The organism is Methylobacter sp. (genome assembly GCF_036845245.1).
Taxonomy (GTDB): domain Bacteria; phylum Pseudomonadota; class Gammaproteobacteria; order Methylococcales; family Methylomonadaceae; genus Methylobacter_A.
This window is the reverse complement of sequence record NZ_DAIUEH010000068.1, coordinates 1-23,315: the sequence shown is the minus strand read 5'-3', so window position 1 is coordinate 23,315 and position 23,315 is coordinate 1. Positions and strand designations below refer to the sequence as shown.

At 46.4% G+C, this 23,315-nt stretch carries 20 protein-coding genes; 11 read left to right on the top strand and 9 right to left on the bottom strand.

Going from position 1 to position 23,315, the window contains the following annotated elements; genetic code table 11:
* Positions 1–106 precede the first annotated feature (106 nt).
* Entirely contained in the window at positions 107–550 is a 444-nt protein-coding gene (locus tag V7051_RS21925; protein ID WP_333878673.1) for a universal stress protein, read from the top strand.
* A gap of 152 nt (positions 551–702) precedes the next feature.
* Positions 703–3,396, top strand: coding sequence for a methyl-accepting chemotaxis protein (locus V7051_RS21920; protein WP_333878672.1), 2,694 nt, complete (start codon positions 703–705; stop codon positions 3,394–3,396).
* Positions 3,397–3,451: 55 nt separating this feature from the next.
* On the opposite strand, the gene mazG is transcribed toward V7051_RS21920, so the two are convergent.
* From mazG to gcvH, 4 genes are all read right to left on the bottom strand, one after another.
* The gene (gene mazG / locus V7051_RS21915) at positions 3,452–4,252 is read right to left on the bottom strand and encodes a nucleoside triphosphate pyrophosphohydrolase (RefSeq protein WP_333878671.1); all 801 of its coding nucleotides are present in this window, start codon (positions 4,250–4,252) and stop codon (positions 3,452–3,454) included.
* 117 nt (positions 4,253–4,369) lie between these two features.
* On the bottom strand, positions 4,370–5,302 hold the full coding sequence (locus tag V7051_RS21910; RefSeq protein WP_333878670.1) for a carbohydrate kinase family protein: 933 nt from the start codon (positions 5,300–5,302) through the stop codon (positions 4,370–4,372).
* A 101-nt stretch (positions 5,303–5,403) separates the two neighbouring features.
* Positions 5,404–5,763, bottom strand: a complete 360-nt coding sequence (locus tag V7051_RS21905) for a diacylglycerol kinase (RefSeq protein ID WP_333878669.1) — start codon at positions 5,761–5,763, stop codon at positions 5,404–5,406.
* Between the two features lie 84 nt (positions 5,764–5,847).
* Positions 5,848–6,231 (bottom strand): glycine cleavage system protein GcvH, encoded by a 384-nt coding sequence (gcvH, locus tag V7051_RS21900; protein ID WP_333878668.1) that lies wholly within the window; start codon positions 6,229–6,231, stop codon positions 5,848–5,850.
* Positions 6,232–6,368: 137 nt separating this feature from the next.
* On the opposite strand from gcvH, the gene V7051_RS21895 reads away from it, so the two are divergent.
* The gene (locus V7051_RS21895; protein WP_333878667.1) at positions 6,369–7,367 is read left to right on the top strand and encodes an efflux RND transporter periplasmic adaptor subunit; all 999 of its coding nucleotides are present in this window, start codon (positions 6,369–6,371) and stop codon (positions 7,365–7,367) included.
* Positions 7,368–7,450: 83 nt separating this feature from the next.
* On the opposite strand, the gene V7051_RS21890 is transcribed toward V7051_RS21895, so the two are convergent.
* Positions 7,451–7,741, bottom strand: coding sequence for a DUF5710 domain-containing protein (locus V7051_RS21890; RefSeq protein ID WP_333878665.1), 291 nt, complete (start codon positions 7,739–7,741; stop codon positions 7,451–7,453).
* A gap of 182 nt (positions 7,742–7,923) precedes the next feature.
* Here V7051_RS21890 and V7051_RS21885 point away from each other — a divergent pair, with 182 nt between their 5' ends.
* From V7051_RS21885 to V7051_RS21870, 4 genes are all read left to right on the top strand, one after another.
* The gene (locus V7051_RS21885) at positions 7,924–8,511 is read left to right on the top strand and encodes a type I restriction-modification system subunit M N-terminal domain-containing protein (protein WP_333878664.1); all 588 of its coding nucleotides are present in this window, start codon (positions 7,924–7,926) and stop codon (positions 8,509–8,511) included.
* Positions 8,512–9,058: 547 nt separating this feature from the next.
* The gene (locus V7051_RS21880; RefSeq protein ID WP_333878663.1) at positions 9,059–10,048 is read left to right on the top strand and encodes an AAA family ATPase; all 990 of its coding nucleotides are present in this window, start codon (positions 9,059–9,061) and stop codon (positions 10,046–10,048) included.
* Between the two features lie 8 nt (positions 10,049–10,056).
* Positions 10,057–12,558, top strand: a complete 2,502-nt coding sequence (locus tag V7051_RS21875; RefSeq protein ID WP_333878661.1) for a S8 family peptidase — start codon at positions 10,057–10,059, stop codon at positions 12,556–12,558.
* A gap of 297 nt (positions 12,559–12,855) precedes the next feature.
* Positions 12,856–15,390, top strand: coding sequence for a type I restriction endonuclease subunit R (locus tag V7051_RS21870; RefSeq protein ID WP_333878659.1), 2,535 nt, complete (start codon positions 12,856–12,858; stop codon positions 15,388–15,390).
* A gap of 130 nt (positions 15,391–15,520) precedes the next feature.
* On the opposite strand, the gene V7051_RS21865 is transcribed toward V7051_RS21870, so the two are convergent.
* Complete coding sequence (locus V7051_RS21865; protein ID WP_333878657.1) at positions 15,521–15,883, bottom strand: hypothetical protein; 363 nt, start codon at positions 15,881–15,883, stop codon at positions 15,521–15,523.
* Between the two features lie 135 nt (positions 15,884–16,018).
* Positions 16,019–16,192 (bottom strand): hypothetical protein, encoded by a 174-nt coding sequence (locus V7051_RS21860; RefSeq protein WP_333878655.1) that lies wholly within the window; start codon positions 16,190–16,192, stop codon positions 16,019–16,021.
* 436 nt (positions 16,193–16,628) lie between these two features.
* Here V7051_RS21860 and zwf point away from each other — a divergent pair, with 436 nt between their 5' ends.
* The 4 genes from zwf to gltA all read left to right on the top strand — a co-directional run bounded on the left by zwf (position 16,629) and on the right by gltA (position 22,235).
* Positions 16,629–18,098, top strand: coding sequence for a glucose-6-phosphate dehydrogenase (gene zwf / locus V7051_RS21855; RefSeq protein WP_333878653.1), 1,470 nt, complete (start codon positions 16,629–16,631; stop codon positions 18,096–18,098).
* Between the two features lie 115 nt (positions 18,099–18,213).
* On the top strand, positions 18,214–20,034 hold the full coding sequence (gene edd / locus V7051_RS21850; RefSeq protein ID WP_333878651.1) for a phosphogluconate dehydratase: 1,821 nt from the start codon (positions 18,214–18,216) through the stop codon (positions 20,032–20,034).
* A 26-nt stretch (positions 20,035–20,060) separates the two neighbouring features.
* Entirely contained in the window at positions 20,061–20,711 is a 651-nt protein-coding gene (locus tag V7051_RS21845) for a bifunctional 4-hydroxy-2-oxoglutarate aldolase/2-dehydro-3-deoxy-phosphogluconate aldolase (RefSeq protein WP_333878649.1), read from the top strand.
* Positions 20,712–20,933: 222 nt separating this feature from the next.
* Positions 20,934–22,235, top strand: a complete 1,302-nt coding sequence (gltA, locus tag V7051_RS21840) for a citrate synthase (RefSeq protein WP_333878648.1) — start codon at positions 20,934–20,936, stop codon at positions 22,233–22,235.
* Between the two features lie 113 nt (positions 22,236–22,348).
* Here gltA and V7051_RS21835 read toward each other — a convergent pair whose 3' ends face one another.
* Positions 22,349–23,020 carry an alpha/beta hydrolase gene (locus tag V7051_RS21835; RefSeq protein WP_333878646.1) on the bottom strand — a complete coding sequence of 224 codons (672 nt, stop codon included), beginning with the start codon at positions 23,018–23,020 and terminating at the stop codon, positions 22,349–22,351.
* Between the two features lie 73 nt (positions 23,021–23,093).
* On the bottom strand, positions 23,094–23,315 hold a 222-nt coding region (locus V7051_RS21830; protein ID WP_333878644.1), incomplete at its 5' end, for a hypothetical protein.

Here is a 23,315-nt window from a genome sequence, read left to right as displayed (position 1 = left end):
TGCTAAAATCGGATGGATCCATTTTAGCTTTCGCGAAAAATCCTGGCGCGCTTACAAGGGCGGCTAATCGCCCTTACCCAGCATTTATCACAATAAGGCGGAAACAATGAATGCTTACCGACACATTTTATTGGCCGTGGATTATTCCGAGCATAGCGACACGGTTGCCCGAAGAGCAAAAGATTTGGCCGAAAGGTATCAGGCTAGATTGAGCATTATTCATGTACTGGATAATATTCCGATGCCGGATACCGGTTATGGAACAGTCATTTCACTCGCTGAAGATTCGGGCTATGACCTGCTCGAAGCGGAGAAAGCCAAGTTAATGCAGATTGGCAATCAGCTTGGCGCAGCTCAGGCTGATCGTTGGATGATTTGGGGGACGCCCAAGCAGGAGATTGTGAAGTTTGCCGAGCGGGAGAATATCGACTTAATTGTTGTCGGCTCTCATGGACGACACGGCTTGGCGTTATTGTTGGGCTCAACAGCAAATAGCGTGTTGCATTACGCCGGATGTGACGTGATGGCGATTCGATTGCTCAATGGTTAGCCTTTTAGATGCTATAATCTCAGCATGTGTCAGATATTTAGGGAGCAGACGAGTGAGCCGGACTCGTCTCCTGAACAAGTGCAGAAGCATAACAACCTGACGTCTATAAATGTTCCAAAATACTTCGAGAAATATCGCTCAAGGAATGTAACATGCCAAAGAATATTGTCTTCACGTCTAGCCTAAGGTCAAAGTTAATCCTGATGGCGATCATCCCGGTCATCGCCCTGCTTTATTTCGCTGGGTCAGGCGTTTTGGAAAGATTGTCGCTCTCGAAAGAGATGGTCAAGCTGGAATCGCTGGTCGATGTTTCGGTTAAAATTGGCGCTTTGGTACATGAAATGCAGAAAGAGCGCGGTATGAGCGCCTCTTTTATCGGCAGCAACGGTGTTAAATTTGCCACTGATTTACCGGTGCAACGTGCAAAAACCGATAAGCATATTGAGTTGCTCCAAACGAGACTTAAGAGTTTTGATCCCGGCAGTTACAATGATGAACTGAAAAACCAGCTAACGACTGCTGTTAGTAATCTGGGAGAGCTTGCCGCTAAACGCGACAGTATTACTGCCCTTGGCATGGAGGGAGCGCAATCGAGTGCTTATTACACTAAAACCATCGGCTCCCTGCTTGATATTCCGGCTCAGGTCTCCACACTCAGCAGTCACAGTGAAATTTCCCGTCTGGCTTCTTCGTACTCAAATTTGCTTAAAGCCAAAGAGCGTGCGGGTATAGAACGGGCCTTGCTGAGCACAGTGTTTGTCGCAGACCGGTTTACGCCTGACACTCAGAGCCGATTCCTGAAGAACTTTTCCGCTCAGGACGTCTATACCGACATGTTTTTTGCCTCCGCTCTGGATAGCCAAAAGGAATTTTACAAAGCCAAAGTGTCGGGACCGGCCGTCGATGAAGTCGCACGTATAAAGAAAATCGTAATGGAAAAAGGTGATGAACCCGGGCTTGGCATTGATCCTGTTTTTTGGTTCAAAACCGCGACCGAAAAAATTGATTTGATCAAGGAAGTCGAAGAAAAGCTCTCCGGCGATCTTCTTGATGCGACGAGTAAATTCAAGAGCGACGCTCAGCGCACGGTAATATTCTTTATCGCGCTAACCGTCTTGTCCATACTGATGACTGTCGTATTGACCATTGTTATCAGCAGGGGGATTTTGAGCTCTATTAATAAGCTTCAGCAGGTGGCGAGCGCGATTGCAAATGGTGATTTGAACTCCAGTATCGATCTTTATCAAAAGGATGAGCTGGGAGAGCTGTTTCGCTGCATGAACATCATGCAGCAGCAATTGCTGGCACGGATGACACAAGATCGTAAAGAGCATGATGAGTCCCTGCGCCTTAAAACCGCTTTGGATGGTATTACGTCTAATGTGATGGTGGCCGACAATGAACATAACATTATTTATATGAATCCGGCGATACTCACTATGATGAAACACGCCGAGTCTGACATACGCAAGGTTTTTCCAAAGTTTGAGTCCAGTAAATTATTAGGAGCAAACATCAATACTTTCCACAAAAAACCCGCACACCAACAACAATTACTTGGCAGGTTAAGTGCGACTTTTCGTAGTGAAATTCATATTGGAAGACTTACTTTTGATTTGATAGTTAATGCGATCAGTAACGAACAGGGACAGAGAATCGGCTTTGTGGTGGAATGGAAAGACCGAACCGCTGAGGTGGCCATTGAGCAGGAAGTCGCTAAAGTGGTGAGTGGCGCTGTGTTAGGCGATTTCAATCAGCGCATTAACGAAGGCGATAAAGAAGGCTTCTTTTTGCAATTAGCGGAGGGCGTCAATGAACTGATGGAGACCAGCTCTACCGGTCTGAATGAAGTGGTGCGAGTGCTTGGCGCATTGTCCCATGGTGATTTGACTGAAACCATCGTTAATAATTATTCCGGAACGTTTAAACAACTTAAAGACGACTCCAATTCCACAGTGGAAAAACTGAAAGAGATTGTCGGTCAGATCAAAGAAGCTTCCGAGACCATTAATACCGCCGCCAAAGAAATTGCAGCAGGCAACAATAACCTGTCGCATCGAACCGAAGAGCAAGCCGCCAGTTTGGAACAAACCGCCGCCAGCATGGAAGAGTTGACCTCTACCGTGCAAGCCAATAGCCAAAATGCAAAACATGCCAATCAGCTTGCGGTCGGCGCAACGGACATCGCCGGTCAAGGGGTCAAGGTAGTTGGCCAGGTTGTGTCGACCATGGAAGAAATTAACGAATCTTCACGCAGGGTTGTGGACATCATCTCGGTGATCGACGACATTGCGTTCCAGACCAATATACTTGCCCTCAATGCCGCAGTAGAAGCCGCTCGCGCCGGCGAACAAGGCCGAGGCTTTGCGGTGGTGGCCGTCGAAGTGCGTAATCTTGCGCAACGCGCAGCAGCAGCTGCCGGAGAAATTAAAGTTTTGATTAATGATTCGGTCGAAAAGATTGACGATGGTACCAAGCTGGTTGCTCAAGCAGGCTTAACCATGGAAGAAATCGTTAGCGCTATCCGTCGCGTGACTGTGATCATGTCCGACATCAGCGCCGCGTCGATGGAACAAACCTCAGGCATCGAGCAGGTTAATCAGGCCATCGCTCAAATGGACGATGTGACCCAACAAAATGCCGCGTTGGTAGAGCAAGCCGCAGCGGCAGCGGAATCGCTGGAAGAACAAACGCAAAACTTGGCACTTACGGTGGCGCATTTTAAATTGGATGGCAACTTACGCAGTTTAAGCGGTTTTGTTAAGACCAAGCCGGTAAGTACCGTCGCTGCCAAGACAAAAGCACAAATGGTGGCAACGAACACTGACTCATGGGAAGAGTTCTAAGTTACAGCATCTTCCAAGGCAAACAGTGCATTCGTCCTGTTTGCCTTTATACGATTCATTTTTTGTTTAAAGCCGATTTAGCCTGGTTCCATAAAACATCCAATTCGGCTAATTCGCAGTCTTTCAGGTTCAGACCGGACGCTTTAACCTGTTGCTCTATGTGTTGAAAACGTCTGGAGAATTTTTTTGTGCTTTCCTTGAGCGCGACTTCAGCATTGACGTTTAAATGCCGGGCCAGATTAACCGCAACCAGCAATAAATCGCCGATTTCTTCCTGAATATGCGCCTGATCCCCGGATTGCCAGGCTTCTTTTACCTCATCCAGTTCTTCCAGCACTTTATCGAAAACCGGCAACGCGTCCGGCCAATCAAAGCCGTGATTTGCGGCGCGGTCCTGTATTTTTTCACATTCGATCAATGCCGGAAGATTACGAGCCACACCGGATAACACGCTGTCTTGCTCATCTGTTTTACTTTTTTCCTTCCGTTCGTCTGCTTTTGCCTGCTCCCAGGCCTGATGACGTTCCTGATCGGTATTGAACACCGCATCGGAAAAAACATGCGGATGGCGGCGGATTAATTTATCGCAAATGCCTTCTGCAACTTGCTCAAAGTTGAACAACCCTTGTTCTTCCGCGATCTGGGAATGGAACACCACCTGTAACAGTAAATCGCCTAACTCCAAGCGTAAATCATCGAGGTCATTGCGTTCAATCGCATCGACGACTTCGTAGGCTTCTTCAATCAGGTACGGAACCAAACTAGTGAAGTCTTGTTTAACATCCCATGCACAGCCTTCTTCCGGGTGGCGCAGGCGCGACATGATGTCTAATAGTTTTTGGGTATTTTTAAGCATGAATAGCTCGTTGTAATGGTTTTAAATTCACCACGAAGACTCGAAGAAATAAAATACCGTGTCTTTCGTGTCTTCGTGGTGAAAATTTCTTAGCTATTACGTAATCTCAGTTAACGACTAAAACGAAGAACCGAAATTTTCGCGGTAGCGCTGTTTAAAACTATCTATATCAAATGAATGGTTCTGGGTGCCGTTATTTTCGATTTTAATAGCGCCCATCAATGAGGCCACCCGGCCGGTAATTTCCCAGCCCAACTCATTCATCAAACCGTATAAAAGCCCTGCGCGATAGGCATCGCCGCAACCGGTCGGGTCAAGTATCGCTTTGGGTTTTGCCGCAGGAATGGTGATGCATTCGCCGTGAGTGTAAATCTGGGACCCATTGCCCCCCAACGTAATGATCAGCGCATCAACCCGCTCAGCTATTTGTTCCAGCGACAAGCCGGTACGTTCCTGCATTAACTCCGATTCATAGTCGTTCAATGTCACCCAAGTTGCTTGATCTATAAACTTGAGCAGTTCTTCGCCATTAAACATCGGCATGCCTTGGCCCGGATCAAAAATAAAAGGTATATCCAGTTCTGCAAACTGTTCGGCATGCAATTGCATACCTTCTTTGCCATCGGGCGATACGATGCCTATGCTGATTTTTCTGTCGGTAGGGACTGAGTTTAAATGCGAAGAATTCATTGCGCCGGGATGGAAGGCGGTAATTTGATTGGCTTCTTCATCAGTGGTGATATAGGCTTGGCCGGTATAACTGTTGTCCAGAATCTGAATAAATTCGCTGGATAACTGGTTTTGAGCCAGCCATTGGGCATACGGTTCAAAATCATGTCCGACGGTAGCCATGATTAACGGTTCTTCGTCGAGCAATTTGAGATTGTAGGCAATATTACCCGCGCAACCGCCATATTCACGTCGCATGACCGGTACCAGGAAGGATACATTCAAAATATGGATTTTTTCCGGCAAAATGTGATGCTTAAATTTATCATGAAAAACCATGATGGTATCGTAAGCCATAGACCCACAGATTAATGCGCTCATTATGTTCCTCTTTATTGCCATGGATGGCATGTATGCCGCAAACCTGTCGGGAACAGGTGCGGTGATTGCCAGTTATGTGTATATGCCGCAAGCAGTTGCAGCTAAAGTAAAATTAATGTCCAGGTTACCGCTGCCCAAACCAGTGACATCATAACAGCAGCCGAACCAATATCTTTGGCGCGGCCCGATAATTCGTGATGTTCAAGACCGACTCTATCGACGACAGCTTCAACAGCCGAATTTAATAATTCGACCAGCATGACTAAAACGATACTGCCGATTAACAGTAGTTTTTCAATATTGCTTTGTCCCAGCCAGATGGCCAGTGGGGTCGTTACCACAAACAGAATAACTTCCTGCCTGAAAGCTTCTTCATGTGTCCAGGTTGCTTTAAAGCCGGCAACAGAAAAAAAACACGCGTTAATTAGGCGCTTAAGGCCTTTTGCATTTGGATTTGCCATTATTTGTTACGAATATATGTTATTGGAAAAAGTGAATATTACACAGATGTCTGTCAGTTTCGTTACAAGCAGGATAAAACCGGATTATTGCTCGATCATTTGCTGATAAGCATCCGCACTCATTAATGTATCCAGATCGGACAGATCATCCGCTTTGATGCAAAACAGCCAGGTTCCATAAGCGTCATCATTGACCTGCTCAGGTTCATCTACCAAAGCTTCATTGACAGCGACGATTTCACCGGTAACCGGACTAAACAAATCGGATGCGGTTTTAACCGATTCGACTACGGCGCATTGCTCTTGCGCAGTTACTTTACGCCCCAGCTCCGGCAGCTCAATATAAACCAAATCGCCTAATTCCTCCTGGGCAAAATCGGTTATGCCGACACGAATGGTATTATCGTCTTCCACTTGTACCCATTCGTGGGTTTTTGCGTACTTTAAGTTATCCGGTACATCGCTCATGATAATCTCCAAATATTATAGTTAGTTACTTTGTTTTCAAAGGATAACGTGCAATTTTTTAAAAACAACAAAAAAATGCATTTAAGAATGGAAATCTTATAACATGAACAAATGTACACACTCACTTTCTTGTCCCTATGAATGCTCTTTTAATCGCCTGCTTTTTTATGCTCAGTGTCACTCCCGTTATTGCGGACGATGACGATAAGCCGGTCGCCAAGCTGTCGGGCTCCGCAGGGCAGGGAACTATTTTCCTGGCCGCCAAAGCCCAGGCGGTATCGGGTTTGCAGACAATAACGCTGAGCCCTGTCAGCGATCATCCTGAATTCACGGCCTATGGAAAAGCGGTCAATATACAGCCGCTGGTCGAGCTACGGCACCGGTATTTGGTCGCGTTAACGGAGCGTAGCGGCGCTACGGCAAGATTTCAGCAGGCTGAACAAAACATCAAGCGCCAGCAAGACCTGTATCGTGAGGGCGCGACATCGAAACATAACTTGCAAGTTCAGCACGCGCAATGGCAAACCGATAAAGCACAGGTTGATGCCAGCGGCGTTCAAGGCAAGACTATTATTGCTGAAGCGCGAATCAACTGGGGTAAAAAGCTGGCGGAGTTGGCGTTATCAGCCGACTCCGACCCACTGAGCGGGTTTTTATCCGGCCAGAAAACGCTGTTGCACATTACCCTGCCGGTTAATAAACAGCTGGCAAACGAGATTCAGACCATTTACGTTGAAGCATCGGGCAACCGCAGTGCGGCTATTAAAGCAGAGCTGATTTCAGCCGCGCCGCAAACAGATAATACCGTGCAAGGCGAAAGCTATTTTTTCCAGACCGACGGTAGCCGTATCAGAACCGGCATGCGTGTTGCGGCATGGATACCCGAGCAAAATGAAAACCGGTCCGGCGTTATTATTCCGAAGTCCGCTTTAGTCTGGTACATGGATCAGGCCTTTGTTTACATTAAAACCGATGCCGAACAATTCAGCCGACGCGCTATAGATCAATATTCCGCGACAGCCGACGGTTATTTTGTCGGAAACGGTATTAGTGCAGGTGAGCAGTTGGTTGTTACCGGAGGGCAAATGCTACTGTCGGAAGAATTGCGCGGACAAATCCCGGATGAGGGGGATTAAGCAGGATAAGCTTGGCGCGTTGCTGTGGGTGCGCCTTAATTCCCAAAGAAGCGTGCATGGCGCATCATCTGCCGAAATAAACGTTAATCCCACGGCGGCGTATCGCCGTTATAGGCAACAAAGTCTTTAATCGTGGCATGGGTTTTAGCTCCGACGGCAGTTTTCTTGGGTGGAGAACTATTATTGGAAGATGACGTTTTCGCTCTTGGCGGTTCCACAGCGCCGGATTCAGTTTGCCATTTGGCAAAAAGCGTAATGTCCTTCTCCGGCGGGACAAACCATTTTTTTTGGACTGCATCCCACCTGGCACCGAGTGCTTTTGCCTCATCCTTTTGCGCAAAAGGTACATTCAGATAAATTTTTGAGTCGGCCATTTTATAATATTAGGTAGTGTGAGTTTGATGAGGTTAATTACTATATTATAAATCATGGTCAACGCCACAGGATCGGATAATTAAAGCTATCTGCCAATGCAATCACCAAACCTGATTACAACAAAGCTTAGTGGCAAGTTAAGTAATTAAGCCCATAAAGCAGACAGTACAAAACAATAAAAATGATTGATTACCAAGAATTAAAACAACTCGAAGATGATCTTTGGGAAGCCGCCGATCAGCTCCGTGCCAACTCCAAGCTCACCGCAACCGAATACTCGATGCCCGTGCTGGGCCTTATTTTTCTGCGTCACGCCACAACCCGCTTTTATGCTTTGCTGGTGGAAGTCGAAGCGGCTATCCCTGCCCGCGCCACCGGCGACGTGCGTGAAAGCCTGATTAAGCTTGGCTTTAGCGGCAAGGCGGCAATCTATCTGCCGGAACAAAGCCGTTACGATTATCTGGCCGGCTTACCGCAAAGCGCGACTTTGGGCGTCAACATTCGCGACGCGATGGTCGCGATTGAAGATGAAGTCACTGACCAGCACGGCAACAAACTGTTGGCAGGCGCTTTGCCTAAAGACTACGTCGGTTTTGAGCCCGACCTGCTGGCCGAACTGATCAAGATTTTTAACAGCCCGGTACTCGCCAAAGCCAAGGGCGATGTTTTCGGTCGCATCTACGAATACTTCCTCAACCAATTCGCCATGAGCGGCGCACAAGAAGGCGGCGAGTTCTTTATAATGTCATCTACAAAATTTTGGTCTTAATGCCACCTACAAATTGTTGCATAAACCGTTACAATTTTTTTGGGCAGAATAATGAAAGTTGGTTGACTCAGTTCGGCCAATTTCTGCCAGTCGCGACTGGCTGCTTTATGGTGAGGAATATGGCAGAACGAAGTTTGGCAATTGCCAAAAACTGCCGTTCAATGACGCAAGTAATTGGGCTCAAAATACGAAATTTACTTAAGTACAATCAATTCCTATTATTTCTTTAGTCCAGAGAAATAATGCTTCAATCAGCTGTCGAAGAAAAATAATTGCGGGGGATAAGCATTGATCCTGCGATTCATTCATAGCGTTGTTCTTTTTGTTTTTAAGCGGTGTCAGGACGCTCAGGTGCTGGACTTGCTTAATGATTTCTTCATCGGTCTGATGATAAGTTTTATTGCCATACGCCCCGTGTCCATGAAAGCATGGAATTGGTTCAATACCTTTTCCATGGAGTTTTCAGTCGAAATATGTGAAGATAGCAAAAGACCGTTGCCGGGATATTTATTATTTTTTGTATTTCAGTTAGTTAACGAAGAAGGTTATGGCCAGCTCAGAGCAATTAAAAGCATTACTGCAATCCCATCTTGACAAAGATGACGATAGATTTATGTCTATCGCATTGCAAGTTGCTGCCCATGAAGCCCGGAGTGGGCATGGGAAGTTGGCTCAAGAGCTCAGAGATATTGTTGAATTGGCGAAGAAGAAAGCCAACAGCAATAGAAATACCCCAATTTCTATTGCAAAAGGTATTCAGGATAATAGCGGACTCCTTTTTGTATCTCACCCAAAAAATAAGTTAGTTGATTTAATAACGAAGGATGAATTAAAAATAAGGCTTGAACGATTGATTCGTGAGCAAAAGCTCAGTACAAAACTGAAAAGCCATGGATTATCCCCGCGTAGAAAAATCCTTTTAGTTGGCCCTCCGGGTACAGGTAAAACTTTCACTGCCTCAATTTTGGCTGGAGAATTGGATTACCCTTTATTTCAAGTCAGATTGGATGCTCTCATTACAAAATTCATGGGAGAGTCCTCAGCCAAGTTACGCCAAGTTTTTGATGCCATTAGTGATGTACGAGGCGTGTACTTTTTTGATGAATTTGACGCGTTAGGCTCACAAAGGACAGTCAGTAACGATGTTGGTGAAGCTCGAAGAATACTCAATAGCTTCCTTCAAATGATTGAGCAAGATGACTCCAATAGCCTCATTATATGTGCAACGAACCATATCGAGATCTTGGACCATGCCTTATTTAGGCGATTTGATGATGTAATTCGCTATGAGTTGCCCGCAGAAGAAGAGATCATCACTTTGTTCAAAAACAAACTTAGTCCGTTTGTAGTTAAAAATTTCCCGTGGAAAAAGTTTTCTGAAAAGGCATCGGGCTTAAGTAGTGCTGAAATTACGAGAGCATCTGAAGAAGCTATAAAAGAGCTTATTATTCATGATTATAACAAAATTACAGTACCTATCTTGGATGCAGCAATTGCGGACAGGAGAGATATGCGAAACAGTCTTTTTGAGAATTAAGGGTAGTTATGGCACCAAACAAGGAAGTTAAAAAACATATAGTGCTTGGAAAAAATGGCAAACCTGAAAAATATACCTATCCACACACAGTTGTAACAACATCAAACATCCCCTCTCAAGACAGAGCCATCCATGGGGCTAATTTGAAATCTCAGATAGATGCAGTTAAAGCAATTGAGCATGATTTAACGGCTAGAACTGATGATTACGAATTAGAAACAGCCATTGGGATTCAGATTTGCTTTGAGAGTTTTCCTGGGGTAGAACTTGCTTTTGAAAGTCTGGCAGACGCTAAGCAAGGAATTGAACTTCTCAATGTTCAGATAGTTAATGATAAATATGTTGCTACAGTTCTTGTTCCTGCCGGAAAAATCTGCGTTTTAGAAAAGAAAATCGAAGCCTATATGGCTTATAAAAAAGATTGCAATGGCAAGTCCCTGGATAATAGGACATTGATTGATGCAATAGCCAGCATACGTAGAGCAGTATTGGTAAATCTGTGGGCAGATGACCCGGAACTATATCCAACTGATTCCGAGGAAGAAGTCTGGCTTGAGGTCTGGTTACCAGTGCTTGGTGATCGCCAAGCGGTAATAAATGACTTCAAAAAAATCGCCAAGATTGCGGGCATTCGTGTGTCTAACAATGTTCTTGAGTTCCCGGAGCGTTCTGTTTTTCTTGCTAAAGGCAGTATAAATGCCTTTGGTTCGTCGTCTCTTCTCATAAGTAAAATTTCTGAGTTAAGAAAGGCAAAATTTACTGCCGATTTCTTTGATCACCTTGAAATAAATGAGCAAAGGGACTTCAGTTCCAGCCTATTGGAACGAGCAACATTTGTATCAGACAATCCACCTTATATTTGTATTTTAGATACAGGCGTCAACAGCGGTCATCCATTGTTAAGCCCAATATGTTCGGAGAATGATTTATTTGTAGTAAACCCTGATTGGGATGCAGCTGATAGCAATGGTCATGGAACTGCTATGGCAGGGTTAGCTATATGGGGTGATCTCTCAAATATTCTGACTGAATCCACCCCTCTGCAAATTGGACATCGCATAGAGTCAGCCAAGCTTTTACGTTTCTCTGGGGACAATAAAGACAAACATTTAGGAATCATTACTTCTGACGGTATTTCAGAAGCTGAAATTGCCAACTTTGAGCGTACCAGAGTATTTGCACTGGCGCTTTCCGCTTCGGAATCACGAGATCGAGGAAAACCTTCAGCCTGGTCGGCCACAATTGACGGGCTCACTTCTGACTATCTTGGAGAAAACCTTAAAAGGCGATTAATGATTGTTTGCGGGGGTAATACTGGCGATGACTTGACCGGATTGAAGGAATATCCACAATACAATGAATTGCAAGACATTCACGATCCTGGACAGGCATGGAATGCATTAACGGTAGGGGCTTACACGAAGAAAATTGACATCAGAGATGATGGTGCCGATTCGTATAAACCGTTAGCCCCAGAAGGCGGCTTGAGTCCATATAGCACAACCTCGGTGACATGGTCCTCGTCTATGCCGTTAAAACCTGAGGTGGTTTTTGAGGGAGGTAATATGGGAATTGATACTTACAGTGCAGCATCGATGTCAAGCCTTCAACTATTAACAACGCATCATAATATCACCAACAGATTATTTTCGACTTTTAACGCAACAAGTGCAGCGACGGCATTGGCTGCTAAATTTGCTGCTGAGATATATGTACACTATCCCACTTTGTGGCCTGAAACAGTTAGAGCTTTGATAGTACATTCGGCGAGTTGGACAGAAGCAATGATGTCACAATTCAATTACCGGAAGAGAACAGAAAAACAAAAAGCACAGCATTTGGTTCGGGTTGTCGGTTATGGTGTACCTGACATCAACAAAGCGCTTTGGAGTTTAGGTAATTCTCTGGTAATGATTGTCGAAGACGAACTGCAACCATTTGAAAAACAAAAAGGTAAGTCGCCCTCCACTAAGGATATGCATCTCCACGACCTGCCATGGCCAAAAGAACAGCTGATGTCTCTAGGCGAGACGCAAGTCAGGATGACAGTAACCCTTTCCTATTTTATTGAGCCAAATCCATCAAGTCGTAATGTTTCAAGTAAGTATCGTTACCCGAGTCATCAGCTCCGATTTGAAGTAAAAAGGCCAACTGAGTCCACTAAACAGTTTATGCAAAGAATCACGCGAGACGCGCATGATGAGGAAGAGGGAACGATTAAATCACCCAAAGACCCAGACTGGTTACTAGGTGACTTTAGAAACAAAGGTTCGATACATAAAGATATATGGAGAGGTACCGCAGCTGACTTAGCAGCAAGAGGATTATTAGCTATATATCCAGCGATGGGCTGGTGGCGAACGAGAACAAAACTTGAAAGATTTAACAAAGCAGCTCGTTATTCACTGATTATTTCAATTGAAGCGCCGGAAGTGGATGTTGATTTATATACTCCCATTCAGACTGAAATTGAAAACAGAAATAAAGTGTCTGTAGAAATCTCCGCTTAGTTAATACTTTGATGGAATGGCAGGTATAGGGAAAGGTAAAACCATAGCCGAACGTCGCGTTTGGGTCGACAGCGGCTATTCGTCATTTCAGGAGTCGACAATCACAATCACAAATGCCAAGTGAATGGCTGATTAGGCGCAGTAATCTGTTGTGCGACAAAATAAAAAATGTCGCACAACAGATTATATTAGGATCACTTCTACCGCTGGAAGCGCCTAACTGAAGCCGGTGAAGATCCTGCGCCTAAACCTGACGAGCCGCCCAAAAAACCGCTGCTACCCATCTTGCTGGAAGGCATGTGCAGCAAGAACAACTTGCTGGATATAGTCGAGAATTTCACGCTGTTTGACAGCAGCGAAGGCTTCGCGGTGAAAATCGTCGCGCGCAATCACCAGTATCTGGGCGTGAACCTCGCTATCGCCAATCTGCAAAACAATACGCCCGATGTGGCGGCCGGTCGCTTGGGCGTGTTCTGGCATACGCAGGGCAGCGGCAAGAGTTATTCGATGGTTTTTTTCTGCCAGAAAATCCATCGCAAAGTATCGGCCGGTTACACCTTCGTGCTGATGATCGACCGCAAAGAGTTGGATACGCAAATCTACGGCACTTTCGTCAACTGCGGCGCAGCCACCAACAAAGGCGACAAGGCGCGTAATGGCGACGGGCTGCAACGCCTGCTAAAAGACCAGGATCGCCGCTATGCGTTCAGCTTGATCCACAAGTTCCACGACCAGGTCAAAGAAAACTGGAGCCTTCGCGACGACATCATTGTCGTGTCCGATGAGGCGCACCGTACCCAATACGGCCGGTTAGCCCTGAATATGCGTAAGGCTCTGCAAAACGCGAAGTTCATCGGTTTTACCGGCACACCGCTGATCGATGGCCCGGAAAAACAGGTGACGCGCGAGGTATTTGGCGATTATGTTTCCGTTTACGACTTTCAACGCGCGGTGGCCGATGGCGCAACCTTGCCGCTGTTCTATGAAAATCGCGGCGAGAAGTTACAGATTGTCGATGCCGACTTGAACCGGCGCATTGAAGAGCGCATCGATGCCGCCAAAGCGGATGGCGAACTGGACGAAGAGCAGGAAGAAAAGCTTTATCGGCAATTGGCGCGCGATTATCCGGTGCTGACTTCCGATAGCCATTTGGGCGATATTGCGAGCGATTTTGTCGAACACTTTCACCAGCGCTGGCGCTTGATGGAACCTTTAACCAAGCCGGGCGAGACGGTTCGTTATGGCGGCAACTCAAAAGCGATGTTTGTCTGCATCGACAAGGTGACTTGCGTCCGAATGTATCAACTGATTAACACCCGCTGGGCAGCTAAGATTGTTGAGTTGGAAGCCAAGCTTGCCGCTGAAGAAGTGCTGCTTGTCAAAACCGGCAAAAAGCCCAGTCCGTTTGTGGAACGTTTGCGGGCGCATCTGGCGTGGATGCGCGAAACCCAAATGTGCGCGGTATTCAGCCCCGAGCAGAACGAGGTGAAAGACTTTGAAGAATGGGGGCTTGATGTACGCCCGCATCGCGAACTGATCAGCAAAGGCATTGATGGCCGTAACTTGGAAGAGTGCTTCAAGGACAGCCGGCATCCTTTCCGTATCGCGATTGTTTGCGCAATGTGGCTGACCGGTTTTGACGTGAAATCATTGGCGACGCTGTATCTGGATAAGCCGATGAAAGGCCACACCCTGATGCAGGCTATCGCACGGGTAAACCGCGTGGCGGCCAACAAGAAAAACGGCTTGGTGATCGACTATAACGGCATGCTCAAAAGCCTACGTAAAGCCTTGGCGACTTTTGCCCAGGGCGATGATGCAAGCGGCCCGGCTGTAGACCCGCTACGCGACGAGACGCAGGCATTGGCCGACTATGCGGAGGCGATTCTTAAGGCCAGAATGCATTTGATGGGTGTTGGTTATGATCTCGATAAACTGATCGATGCTGAGGGCTTTGATAAACAGCTGGAATTATTACTGGCCGAAAACGCGGTGTGTTGCAATGAAGAGAGCAAAAAGACCTATCAAGTGCTTTGCGAGGACATTGCCGACCGCTTCCGCGGTTTGTTCCCGAATGCGGGTCTGTTTGATTATGATGACGAAGAAAATGCTCTGATGGCGATTTATAACCGTCTGCAAATACCGAGCAGTAAAGTGGATATCAGCGGTATTTTGCAGGAGTTGCATGCGGTGGTTGATGCGGCTGTCGAGGCCAAAGCCAATCCGAATGCGGTACGTCAGAGAACTAAACAGTATGATCTGTCCGGCATCAATTTTGAGCGTCTCCGCGCCGAGTTTGCCAAGAGCCCTATCAAGCAAAAGCTGGCGCTGACGCTTAAAGAAAAGATCGAAGCCCGGTTAGCAAGCATGATTGCCAGAAATCCGACGCGGGTGGCCTTTCATCAGCGCTATCTCGACATCGTTGCCGACTATAACCGCGATAAAGATGAAGCTGAAATCCAGCGTGTTTTTGAGGAGCTAATGAGCTTTCATGATTCGCTCGATCAAGAACAGCAGCGTTATACCCGTGAAGGCCTGGAAAATGAAGACCAGCTTGCTGTGTTCGACTTACTCAGCCGACACAAGCTCAAGTTAAGCAAAGCGGATCGTGAAAAGATTAAGAATGTTTCTGTTGCTCTGCTTGCGATGCTGGGAACTCGAAAACAGGAAATGAATAATCTACGGGATCGCGCCTCCGCTCAAGCGAAACTCAAATTCGCCATTACCAATGAATTGCTGCTCGGAATGCCGGAGGAGTTCACGCCTGATGAGATCGTTATTAGCGCCGATTCTGTGTTCCGCCATGTGGAGTTTATGGGGCGAGTGCATTGATTTTCACCGTCATGGAAATTGCATTCATCAAAACCATGCCTGATCGTTTCGGGAACAAATCCCGAATGAAGTATGAATAAGCTAGGATAAGCGTGAGCAACAGACATGCCTCTTGCTCACGCGATAGTCATCAGCTTTTTCCGGGCAACATACCAACCGAGCCGGGCTTGATGCGTTTGCAGGTAACAACCACATCTTCCAGGTGGCACTGGCTTTTGCCTTGATTGGCGCCGGTGCACGGTGTGCAGGAGGATTTGCCTTCATCTTTCACTTTTTCGACATGCCAGCCGTAGCCTTGCGACTGACAAAATGTTTTGGTGTATCGGGTGATGTTATAGGCTTTTGACGCCGTTGCAACGGCGTCGGGTTCTGCTTCACATGAGGCCGAGGGCAGCGTATTAGCCATCAGGTCACGGTAAATATATTCTGCCGCGAATGTTGTTCCGGAAAACAAGGTTAATGCCGCCGAAAGGCATATCAAATTCAGTTTCATGGTTTTCTCCTCATTAATTATTTTAAGTGGTGCGTTCACGCTAAGGCCTGCAAAAGCGCCCGCTAATACTTTAAAAGCTTGATGAAGGCTATAAAGCATGGCGTTTGTCATGATGAAGGATAACTAACGTTGAGTTCAGTTCAGGACGCGGATATTCATCTGGGCCGCTTCTTCTTCCAATTGCTGTTTGATAGGCGCAAATTTCTCGTTCTCACTTTGTTTGACCATTCCAATGACAATTAATAAAGTAATTACTGTGCAGCCGACATATAGCCAGAATTTGTCTTTTACTTGTGCTTGTTCGTTCATTTTTTTATACCTCTTGTTGTTTAAATCATTAATGGATGCGCCAGGATTGATATAAAAATCTTGGACTTATCAACGCCTAAATTGATTCTTCCCTATAAACTACTTCACTTTGATATTTTTGAACGATCAACAATCTCGTCTGGCAGGTTGTAGCGTGTATCGGCAGACGCAGGATCGTGAAATATTCTCTTTTATGGTAGTAGCGGATCAATACTATAAAAGAAGGTCGAGAATGCTGTCAACTAAATATCGATTCGATACAAGCAGCGCATGATAAATCGTTTCACCCCTAGTCAATCTAAAGTAGCGGACTCAGCGCTCAAGCCTGCATCCAGAACTGCACCCCGAGGTAAATTCTGCGATAATAAACAATACGTATTCCGCCCATAAATGCCGGATTAATGTCGGCTATAACTATTTATTCAACAACGCATCTATGAACGAAAAAACAGTATTTAAACCTTGTGACCTGGTTATCTTTGGCGCTTTAGGCGACTTATCCCGCCGCAAACTGCTTATTTCCCTGTATCGACTTGAAAAAGCCAACTTGATTGAAGCGGATACTCGCATCATCGGCGTCGATCAACACAAGGGCGATAATTCAGGATTTGTCGGGATCGTCCATAACAGTTTGCAAGAGTTTTTAAACGAAATAATTGATGAACAAGTATGGGCAAGGTTTTCGGCGAGATTTTCCTATCTGACGATAGATCTGACTCAACTGGATCAATACCAGCTGTTAAATAGCGTTGTTGATGGACAATCCAGGGTTATGGTGAATTATTTTGCCGTTTCTCCTTTCTTGTTTACCAATATTTGTCAGGGGCTGGCTAAGTGCGGGGTTTTGAATGAAGAATCGCGCATGGTGATGGAAAAGCCGATCGGCCACGATCTTAAATCGTCAAAAGATATTAATGATGCGGTTGCCGAAGTGTTCAGCGAAAAGCAGGTTTACCGTATCGACCATTATCTGGGCAAGGAAACAGTGCTCAATTTATTAGCGTTGCGCTTTGCCAATTCCATTTTTACAACTAACTGGAATCACAATACCATCGATCATATTCAGATTACTGTCGCTGAAGAAGTCGGTATTGAAGGGCGCTGGGATTATTTCGATAAAACCGGACAGCTGCGCGATATGTTGCAAAATCACCTGTTGCAGATTTTGACTTTTGTGGCGATGGAACCGCCGGTCAATCTGGAAGCGCACAGCATACACAATGAGAAAATAAAGGTTCTTTCCGCGCTACGGCCCATTACCAAAGAAAATGTCGCCCAAAAAACCGTGCGCGGACTATATACAGCGGGCGAGATCAAGGGCAAGCCGGTGCCGGGCTATCTTGAAGAGGAAGGAGCCAATACGGAAAGCACGACGGAAAGCTTTGTCGCTGTGAAAGTAGCTATTGATAATTGGCGCTGGGCCGGTGTGCCGTTTTACTTACGCACCGGAAAACGCATGAAATATAAGCGTACTGAAATCGTCGTTAATTTCAAGCAGCTGCCGCATAATATCTTTAAAGAAAGCTTCGAGGACCTGCCGTCGAATAAGCTGATTATTCATTTGCAGCCGAATGAAGGAGTGGAAATTCAGATGCTCAACAAAATTCCGGGTATTGACGAAAATATTAAGCTGCAAAAAACCAAGTTGGATTTGAGTTTTTCCGACACCTTTAAAAACAGCAAGATTTTCGGCGGTTATGAGAAACTGGTGCTTGAAGCGATGCGGGGTAATCCGACCCTGTTTCTTAGCCGCGAGGAGATTGAGCAAGCATGGACATGGATCGATTCGATACAGGATGCTTGGGCGCACACCAATGCCGCTCCACAGCCCTACCCGGCAGGGACATGGGGTCCTGATGCAGCCAATGATTTAATTACCAGGGACGAAAGAGCCTGGGAAGAATGAAACAGTCATATAGAGTACGCATCGCGTACCATTTTCCAAGCTTAATAAAGGTACGCGATGCGTACCCTACCTGTCTTGCGTATCAATTAACCGTAAATAGACGGAAGGAACAAATATGCATCCCGTATTAGAAAAAGTGACAAATGAAATTATTGAGCGCAGTCGTGAAACTCGCGCTGCCTATCTGGCACGTATTGATGCGGCTGTAAAACAGGAGCCGCATCGTGCCGAGCTTGCTTGCGGTAATCTGGCGCATGCTTTTGCCGCTTGCGGAGCCGGTGAAAAAAGCGATTTGACCGGTCATCAGAAAGCCAATATTGCGATTATCTCTTCTTACAACGACATGCTGTCGGCGCATGAGCCGTATAAAGACGCTCCGGCGCTGATCAAAGCCGCGATAAAGGAGGCCGGTGGCGTTGCCCAGTTTGCCGGCGGTGTACCGGCCATGTGTGACGGGGTCACCCAAGGTCGTCCCGGTATGGAGCTGTCGTTATTCAGCCGCGATGTGATTGCGATGGCCACGGCTGTGGCTTTAAGCCATAACATGTTTGATGGCGCGCTGTACTTGGGCGTTTGCGACAAGATTGTACCGGGACTGCTGATCGGCGCTTTGAGTTTTGGCCATTTACCGGCCGTGTTCGTACCGGCAGGTCCTATGCCTAGCGGCCTGACCAACAAGGAAAAAGTGCGTATCCGTCAACTTTATGCCGAAGGTAAAGTCGGCCGTAAAGAACTGCTGGAGTCCGAGTCCGCGTCTTATCATAGTGCGGGCACTTGTACGTTTTACGGCACTGCCAACAGCAACCAGATGATGGTTGAGATTATGGGTCTGCATCTGCCGGGCAGTTCGTTCATCAATCCTTACACGCCATTGCGCGATGAATTGACCAAAGCCGCCGCCAGACAGGTTTTAAAATTTACTGCGCTGGGCGATGATTTTCGTCCGATTGGTCATATGATCGACGAGAAGGCGATTGTGAATGCGATTGTCGGTTTATTGGCAACGGGCGGTTCTACCAATCACACGATCCATCTGGTCGCCATTGCACGTGCGGCGGGCATTATTATCAATTGGGATGATTTTGATAATCTGTCCAGAGCAATACCTTTTTTAACCCGTATTTATCCAAATGGTCATGCAGACATCAATCATTTCCAAGCTGCGGGCGGCATGGGCGTATTGATTGCCGAACTGTTAAAGAACGGTCTTTTGCATGAAGATATTCTGACGGTTGCAGACCAACGCGGCATGAGGAATTATGCACAAGAACCAAAATTGATTGACGGCAAATTAACCTGGGTACCTTGTCCTGAAGCGTCTTTGGACGCGAAAGTTATCAGTACAGTAGCCAAACCCTTTGCAACCGGTGGCGGACTTCATGTTATGCACGGTAATTTGGGGCGCGGGGTGTCAAAAGTTTCCGCTGTAGCGGAAATACACCAAATCGTTGAAGCGCCTGCGATGGTGTTTGATGACCAGGATGATGTGGTTGCGGCCTTTAAACGCGGTGAAATGGAGAAAGATGTTATTGTGGTGCTCCGCTTCCAGGGACCGAAATCCAATGGTATGCCCGAACTGCACAAATTAACTCCGTCTCTGGGGGTATTGCAGGATAAAGGCTTCAAGGTCGGGTTGGTTACGGATGGACGGATGTCCGGCGCTTCGGGTAAAGTACCCTCAGCCATCCATATGTGCCCTGAGTGTGAAGAGGGCGGCCCGTTAACGAAAGTGCGTACCGGGGACGTCATCCATCTGAATACCCAAACCGGCGAGGTCAATGTGCTGGTAGACGCGGATGAGTTTAATGCCCGCGTGCCGGCGGCGAATAGCGCCAAAGGTCATCATTTCGGTATGGGCCGCGAATTATTCGGCGGTTTTCGTCTGGGTGCGTCTTCTGCCGAAACCGGCGCTACAAATCTGTTTGTCGCCGATTAATAACTATAAAAATTTGGTAAAAAACCATGACTAAAAATAACTGGAAAATTCAACCCGATATTATTTTAAACACTTGCCCGGTAATGCCTGTGATGGTTATCCAGGATCTGGATGACGCTGTTCCTTTGGCTAAGGCCCTGGTCGCGGGCGGCATTAAAGTGTTGGAAATTACGTTACGCACTCCGATAGCGCTTGATGCAATCAAGCTTATCAGTCAGGAAGTCAAAGACGCGATTGTCGGTGCGGGTACGATTACTACGCCTGAGCAATTAAAAGCGGCGGAAGCTGCAGGCGCCGTTTTCGCGATTAGTCCCGGATTAACGCCGAAACTTTTAGAAGCTGCCAATGCCGGAAATATTGCGTTGATTCCAGGCATATCTACGCTGTCGGAATTGATGTTGGGCATGGAGTACGGATTGGATCATTTCAAGTTCTTCCCAGCCGAAGCGGCAGGGGGTATCCCCATGCTGAAGTCGATTGCAGGACCCATTCCCGGCGTGACTTTTTGCCCGACAGGCGGTATTTCTCCGGAAAATTACAACAGTTATTTGCAGTTGAGTAATGTTGCCTGCGTTGGCGGATCATGGCTGGCGCCTGTGGATGTGGTAAAGTCAAAGAACTGGGCTAAAGTGACTGAGCTGGCAAAACAGGCTATAGACCGGGCAGTTTCGATTTAAATAGCTCATTACGTAGCAGGAGGTAGAAGCAACGCCAATAGCAGTACAGGAGTAATTGTCGAGAGTCAAAGATATTTTCAGGATTTTGTTATTTTATAAGCAAATTCCATTTAAAATATTAAGCAACATTAATCATACTCAATCGGCCCCGGCTAAGTTGCGGTACTTTGCAATTTAGCCGGCTTTCTGATGACGGACCATGTTTCAATACCGAGAAAAACCATGACTAAATTGCGCAGTGTTACCCTAAATGAGAATACGCAGTCTTTATGCGAGTTGCCTATTTTATCTGGAACTACGGGGCCTGATGTAATAGATATCCAGTCGCTGTATCAAAAGACCGGCATGTTTACCTATGATCCCGGCTTTACTTCCACGGCCAGTTGCAGTTCATCGATAACTTATATAGATGGTGAAAAAGGTATCTTGCTTTATCGCGGTTATCCTATTGAGCAACTTGCAGAGCATTGTACTTTTTTGCAGGTTTGCTATCTGTTGCTGAATGGCGAATTGCCCGACACGGATGAAATGCAGCGGTTCGAAAGTACCATAACCATGCATACGATGGTACATGACCAACTGACCAATTTTTTTAAAGGGTTTCGCCGGGATGCCCATCCGATGGCCATTATGGTGGCTGTTGTTGGCGCATTGTCATCGTTTTATCATGATGCATTGGACATCAAATCAAAAAGGGATCGTGACATAAGCGCCATCCGGCTGATTGCCAAAGTACCGACCATTGTCGCGATGTGCCATAAATACAGTACCGGCTTACCGTTTATGTACCCGCAAAACAAGCTGAGTTACGTTGAAAACTTTATGCGTATGATGCTTGGCACGCCATGTGACGACTTTGAGCCTAATCCTGTATTGGTGAAAGCGCTGGATAGAATCCTGATTCTTCATGCCGATCATGAACAAAATGCCTCGACATCAACGGTGCGCTTAGCCGGTTCCAGTGGCGCCAACCCTTACGCCTGCATTACTGCCGGGATTGCCTGTCTCTGGGGGGCCGCTCATGGCGGCGCTAATGAAGCCGTACTCAATATGCTTGAGGAGATTGGCGATGTATCGAATATTACCCAGTTTATAAACAAGGCCAAGGATAAAAACGATCCGTTCAGACTGATGGGTTTCGGGCATCGGGTTTATAAAAATTACGACCCGCGCGCCAAATTAATGCGTGAAACCTGTCATGAAGTACTAACGGAGCTTGGTCTGCATGATGACAAAATATTTAAATTGGCACTGGAGCTGGAACGTATCGCCCTTGAGGACGAGTATTTCATCGAGAAAAAGCTTTACCCGAATGTCGATTATTATTCCGGCATTGTGCTGCACGCATTAGGCATCCCTACCAACATGTTTACCGCGATGTTCGCAATGGGCCGAACCGTGGGTTGGATTTCCCATTGGGATGAAATGATAGCTGATCCTGATCAAAAGATAGGACGGCCAAGGCAGCTTTATACCGGCACAACAAAACGCGATATACCGCCACAGCATATAAAAGGGGATTAACACCTAAACCTCCAACAATAGTCGCTAAAAGTTTAAATCTACCGGCCGGGCCGATTATGGGCTTTAAATCCGTAATTTATCGCGCCCCTGACATCAAGGGACGCGATGCCTAGTCATATAAAAATTGAATTTATAAACGCTGAAATGTGTTCGGTTTCTTCAATGCAAAGACTGTGTTCCATAACGTAATCATGCCATTCAATGTTGTAGTCCATGGCTTTTAGCTTATCGAATGCGGCTTTGCCGGATTCAACCGCTACGATGGAATCTATGATGCCATGAGCCATAAATATCGGTATGTCATTGTTGGCGGCTGAACGCTCGGTTTTTAATTGATCAATGGTAGGTAGATAGGTCGATAGTGCGATAATTCCGGCCAATTTATGTTGGTATCTCAATCCTGTATGCAGCGCAATTACGCCCCCTTGAGAGAATCCTGCCAATAGAATATTTGCCGATGGAATGCCTTTGTCAATTTCCTGTTGGATCAGCGGTTCGATCAAGCCGGTTGACCGATAAATGCCGCCAATATCGACTCTGCGTTCCAAAGACATTTCTAAGATATCGTACCAGGAGCGCATGGACATTCCGCCATTGATGGTGACAGGTTGAATAGGCGCATTGGGGAATATAAAATGGATATTCGCTTTCGCGGTTAAATGCAGTTCGGGAATAAGGCTTTCAAAATCATGACCATCCGCGCCTAGCCCATGCAGCCATATTACTGAGTATTTATGCGCCGCTTCGGGCTGTATTTCGATGTTGCTGAGTTGTTCGGAATTCATAACTTCTCCAAGATAAATATAAATTGCAGATAGCTTAACTTAATGCCAGGGATTGTCGTCAAATTTCAGTAAATTAGAATTCACATAATCCCATGGCTGGGCGTCTGCGCCCCTGATATCTCTTGCGGATGAAAATAAACCGTTTAGCCGTTTTAATGGAAAGTTTCATGTTGTTCTCCGCTGCAGCATGGCCGGATATTGCGGGAGTGACATAACGGGGGCGCAGGAAAAGTTTATTAGTAACTGATGTTACGCAGTCCGTAACTTCTGCAATTCTGCATAAGCCATCTGGTTC

What these genes read in the sequence shown, in the direction of transcription:
- V7051_RS21925 (WP_333878673.1), top strand. Translation starts at nt 107, where the DNA reads ATGAATGCTTACCGACACATTTTATTGGCCGTGGATTATTCCGAGCAT.
- V7051_RS21920 (WP_333878672.1), top strand. Translation starts at nt 703, where the DNA reads ATGCCAAAGAATATTGTCTTCACGTCTAGCCTAAGGTCAAAGTTAATC.
- mazG (WP_333878671.1), bottom strand. Translation starts at nt 4,252, where the DNA reads ATGCTTAAAAATACCCAAAAACTATTAGACATCATGTCGCGCCTGCGC.
- V7051_RS21910 (WP_333878670.1), bottom strand. Translation starts at nt 5,302, where the DNA reads ATGAGCGCATTAATCTGTGGGTCTATGGCTTACGATACCATCATGGTT.
- V7051_RS21905 (WP_333878669.1), bottom strand. Translation starts at nt 5,763, where the DNA reads ATGGCAAATCCAAATGCAAAAGGCCTTAAGCGCCTAATTAACGCGTGT.
- gcvH (WP_333878668.1), bottom strand. Translation starts at nt 6,231, where the DNA reads ATGAGCGATGTACCGGATAACTTAAAGTACGCAAAAACCCACGAATGG.
- V7051_RS21895 (WP_333878667.1), top strand. Translation starts at nt 6,369, where the DNA reads ATGAATGCTCTTTTAATCGCCTGCTTTTTTATGCTCAGTGTCACTCCC.
- V7051_RS21890 (WP_333878665.1), bottom strand. Translation starts at nt 7,741, where the DNA reads ATGGCCGACTCAAAAATTTATCTGAATGTACCTTTTGCGCAAAAGGAT.
- V7051_RS21885 (WP_333878664.1), top strand. Translation starts at nt 7,924, where the DNA reads ATGATTGATTACCAAGAATTAAAACAACTCGAAGATGATCTTTGGGAA.
- V7051_RS21880 (WP_333878663.1), top strand. Translation starts at nt 9,059, where the DNA reads ATGGCCAGCTCAGAGCAATTAAAAGCATTACTGCAATCCCATCTTGAC.
- V7051_RS21875 (WP_333878661.1), top strand. Translation starts at nt 10,057, where the DNA reads ATGGCACCAAACAAGGAAGTTAAAAAACATATAGTGCTTGGAAAAAAT.
- V7051_RS21870 (WP_333878659.1), top strand. Translation starts at nt 12,856, where the DNA reads ATGTGCAGCAAGAACAACTTGCTGGATATAGTCGAGAATTTCACGCTG.
- V7051_RS21865 (WP_333878657.1), bottom strand. Translation starts at nt 15,883, where the DNA reads ATGAAACTGAATTTGATATGCCTTTCGGCGGCATTAACCTTGTTTTCC.
- V7051_RS21860 (WP_333878655.1), bottom strand. Translation starts at nt 16,192, where the DNA reads ATGAACGAACAAGCACAAGTAAAAGACAAATTCTGGCTATATGTCGGC.
- zwf (WP_333878653.1), top strand. Translation starts at nt 16,629, where the DNA reads ATGAACGAAAAAACAGTATTTAAACCTTGTGACCTGGTTATCTTTGGC.
- edd (WP_333878651.1), top strand. Translation starts at nt 18,214, where the DNA reads ATGCATCCCGTATTAGAAAAAGTGACAAATGAAATTATTGAGCGCAGT.
- V7051_RS21845 (WP_333878649.1), top strand. Translation starts at nt 20,061, where the DNA reads ATGACTAAAAATAACTGGAAAATTCAACCCGATATTATTTTAAACACT.
- gltA (WP_333878648.1), top strand. Translation starts at nt 20,934, where the DNA reads ATGACTAAATTGCGCAGTGTTACCCTAAATGAGAATACGCAGTCTTTA.
- V7051_RS21835 (WP_333878646.1), bottom strand. Translation starts at nt 23,020, where the DNA reads ATGAATTCCGAACAACTCAGCAACATCGAAATACAGCCCGAAGCGGCG.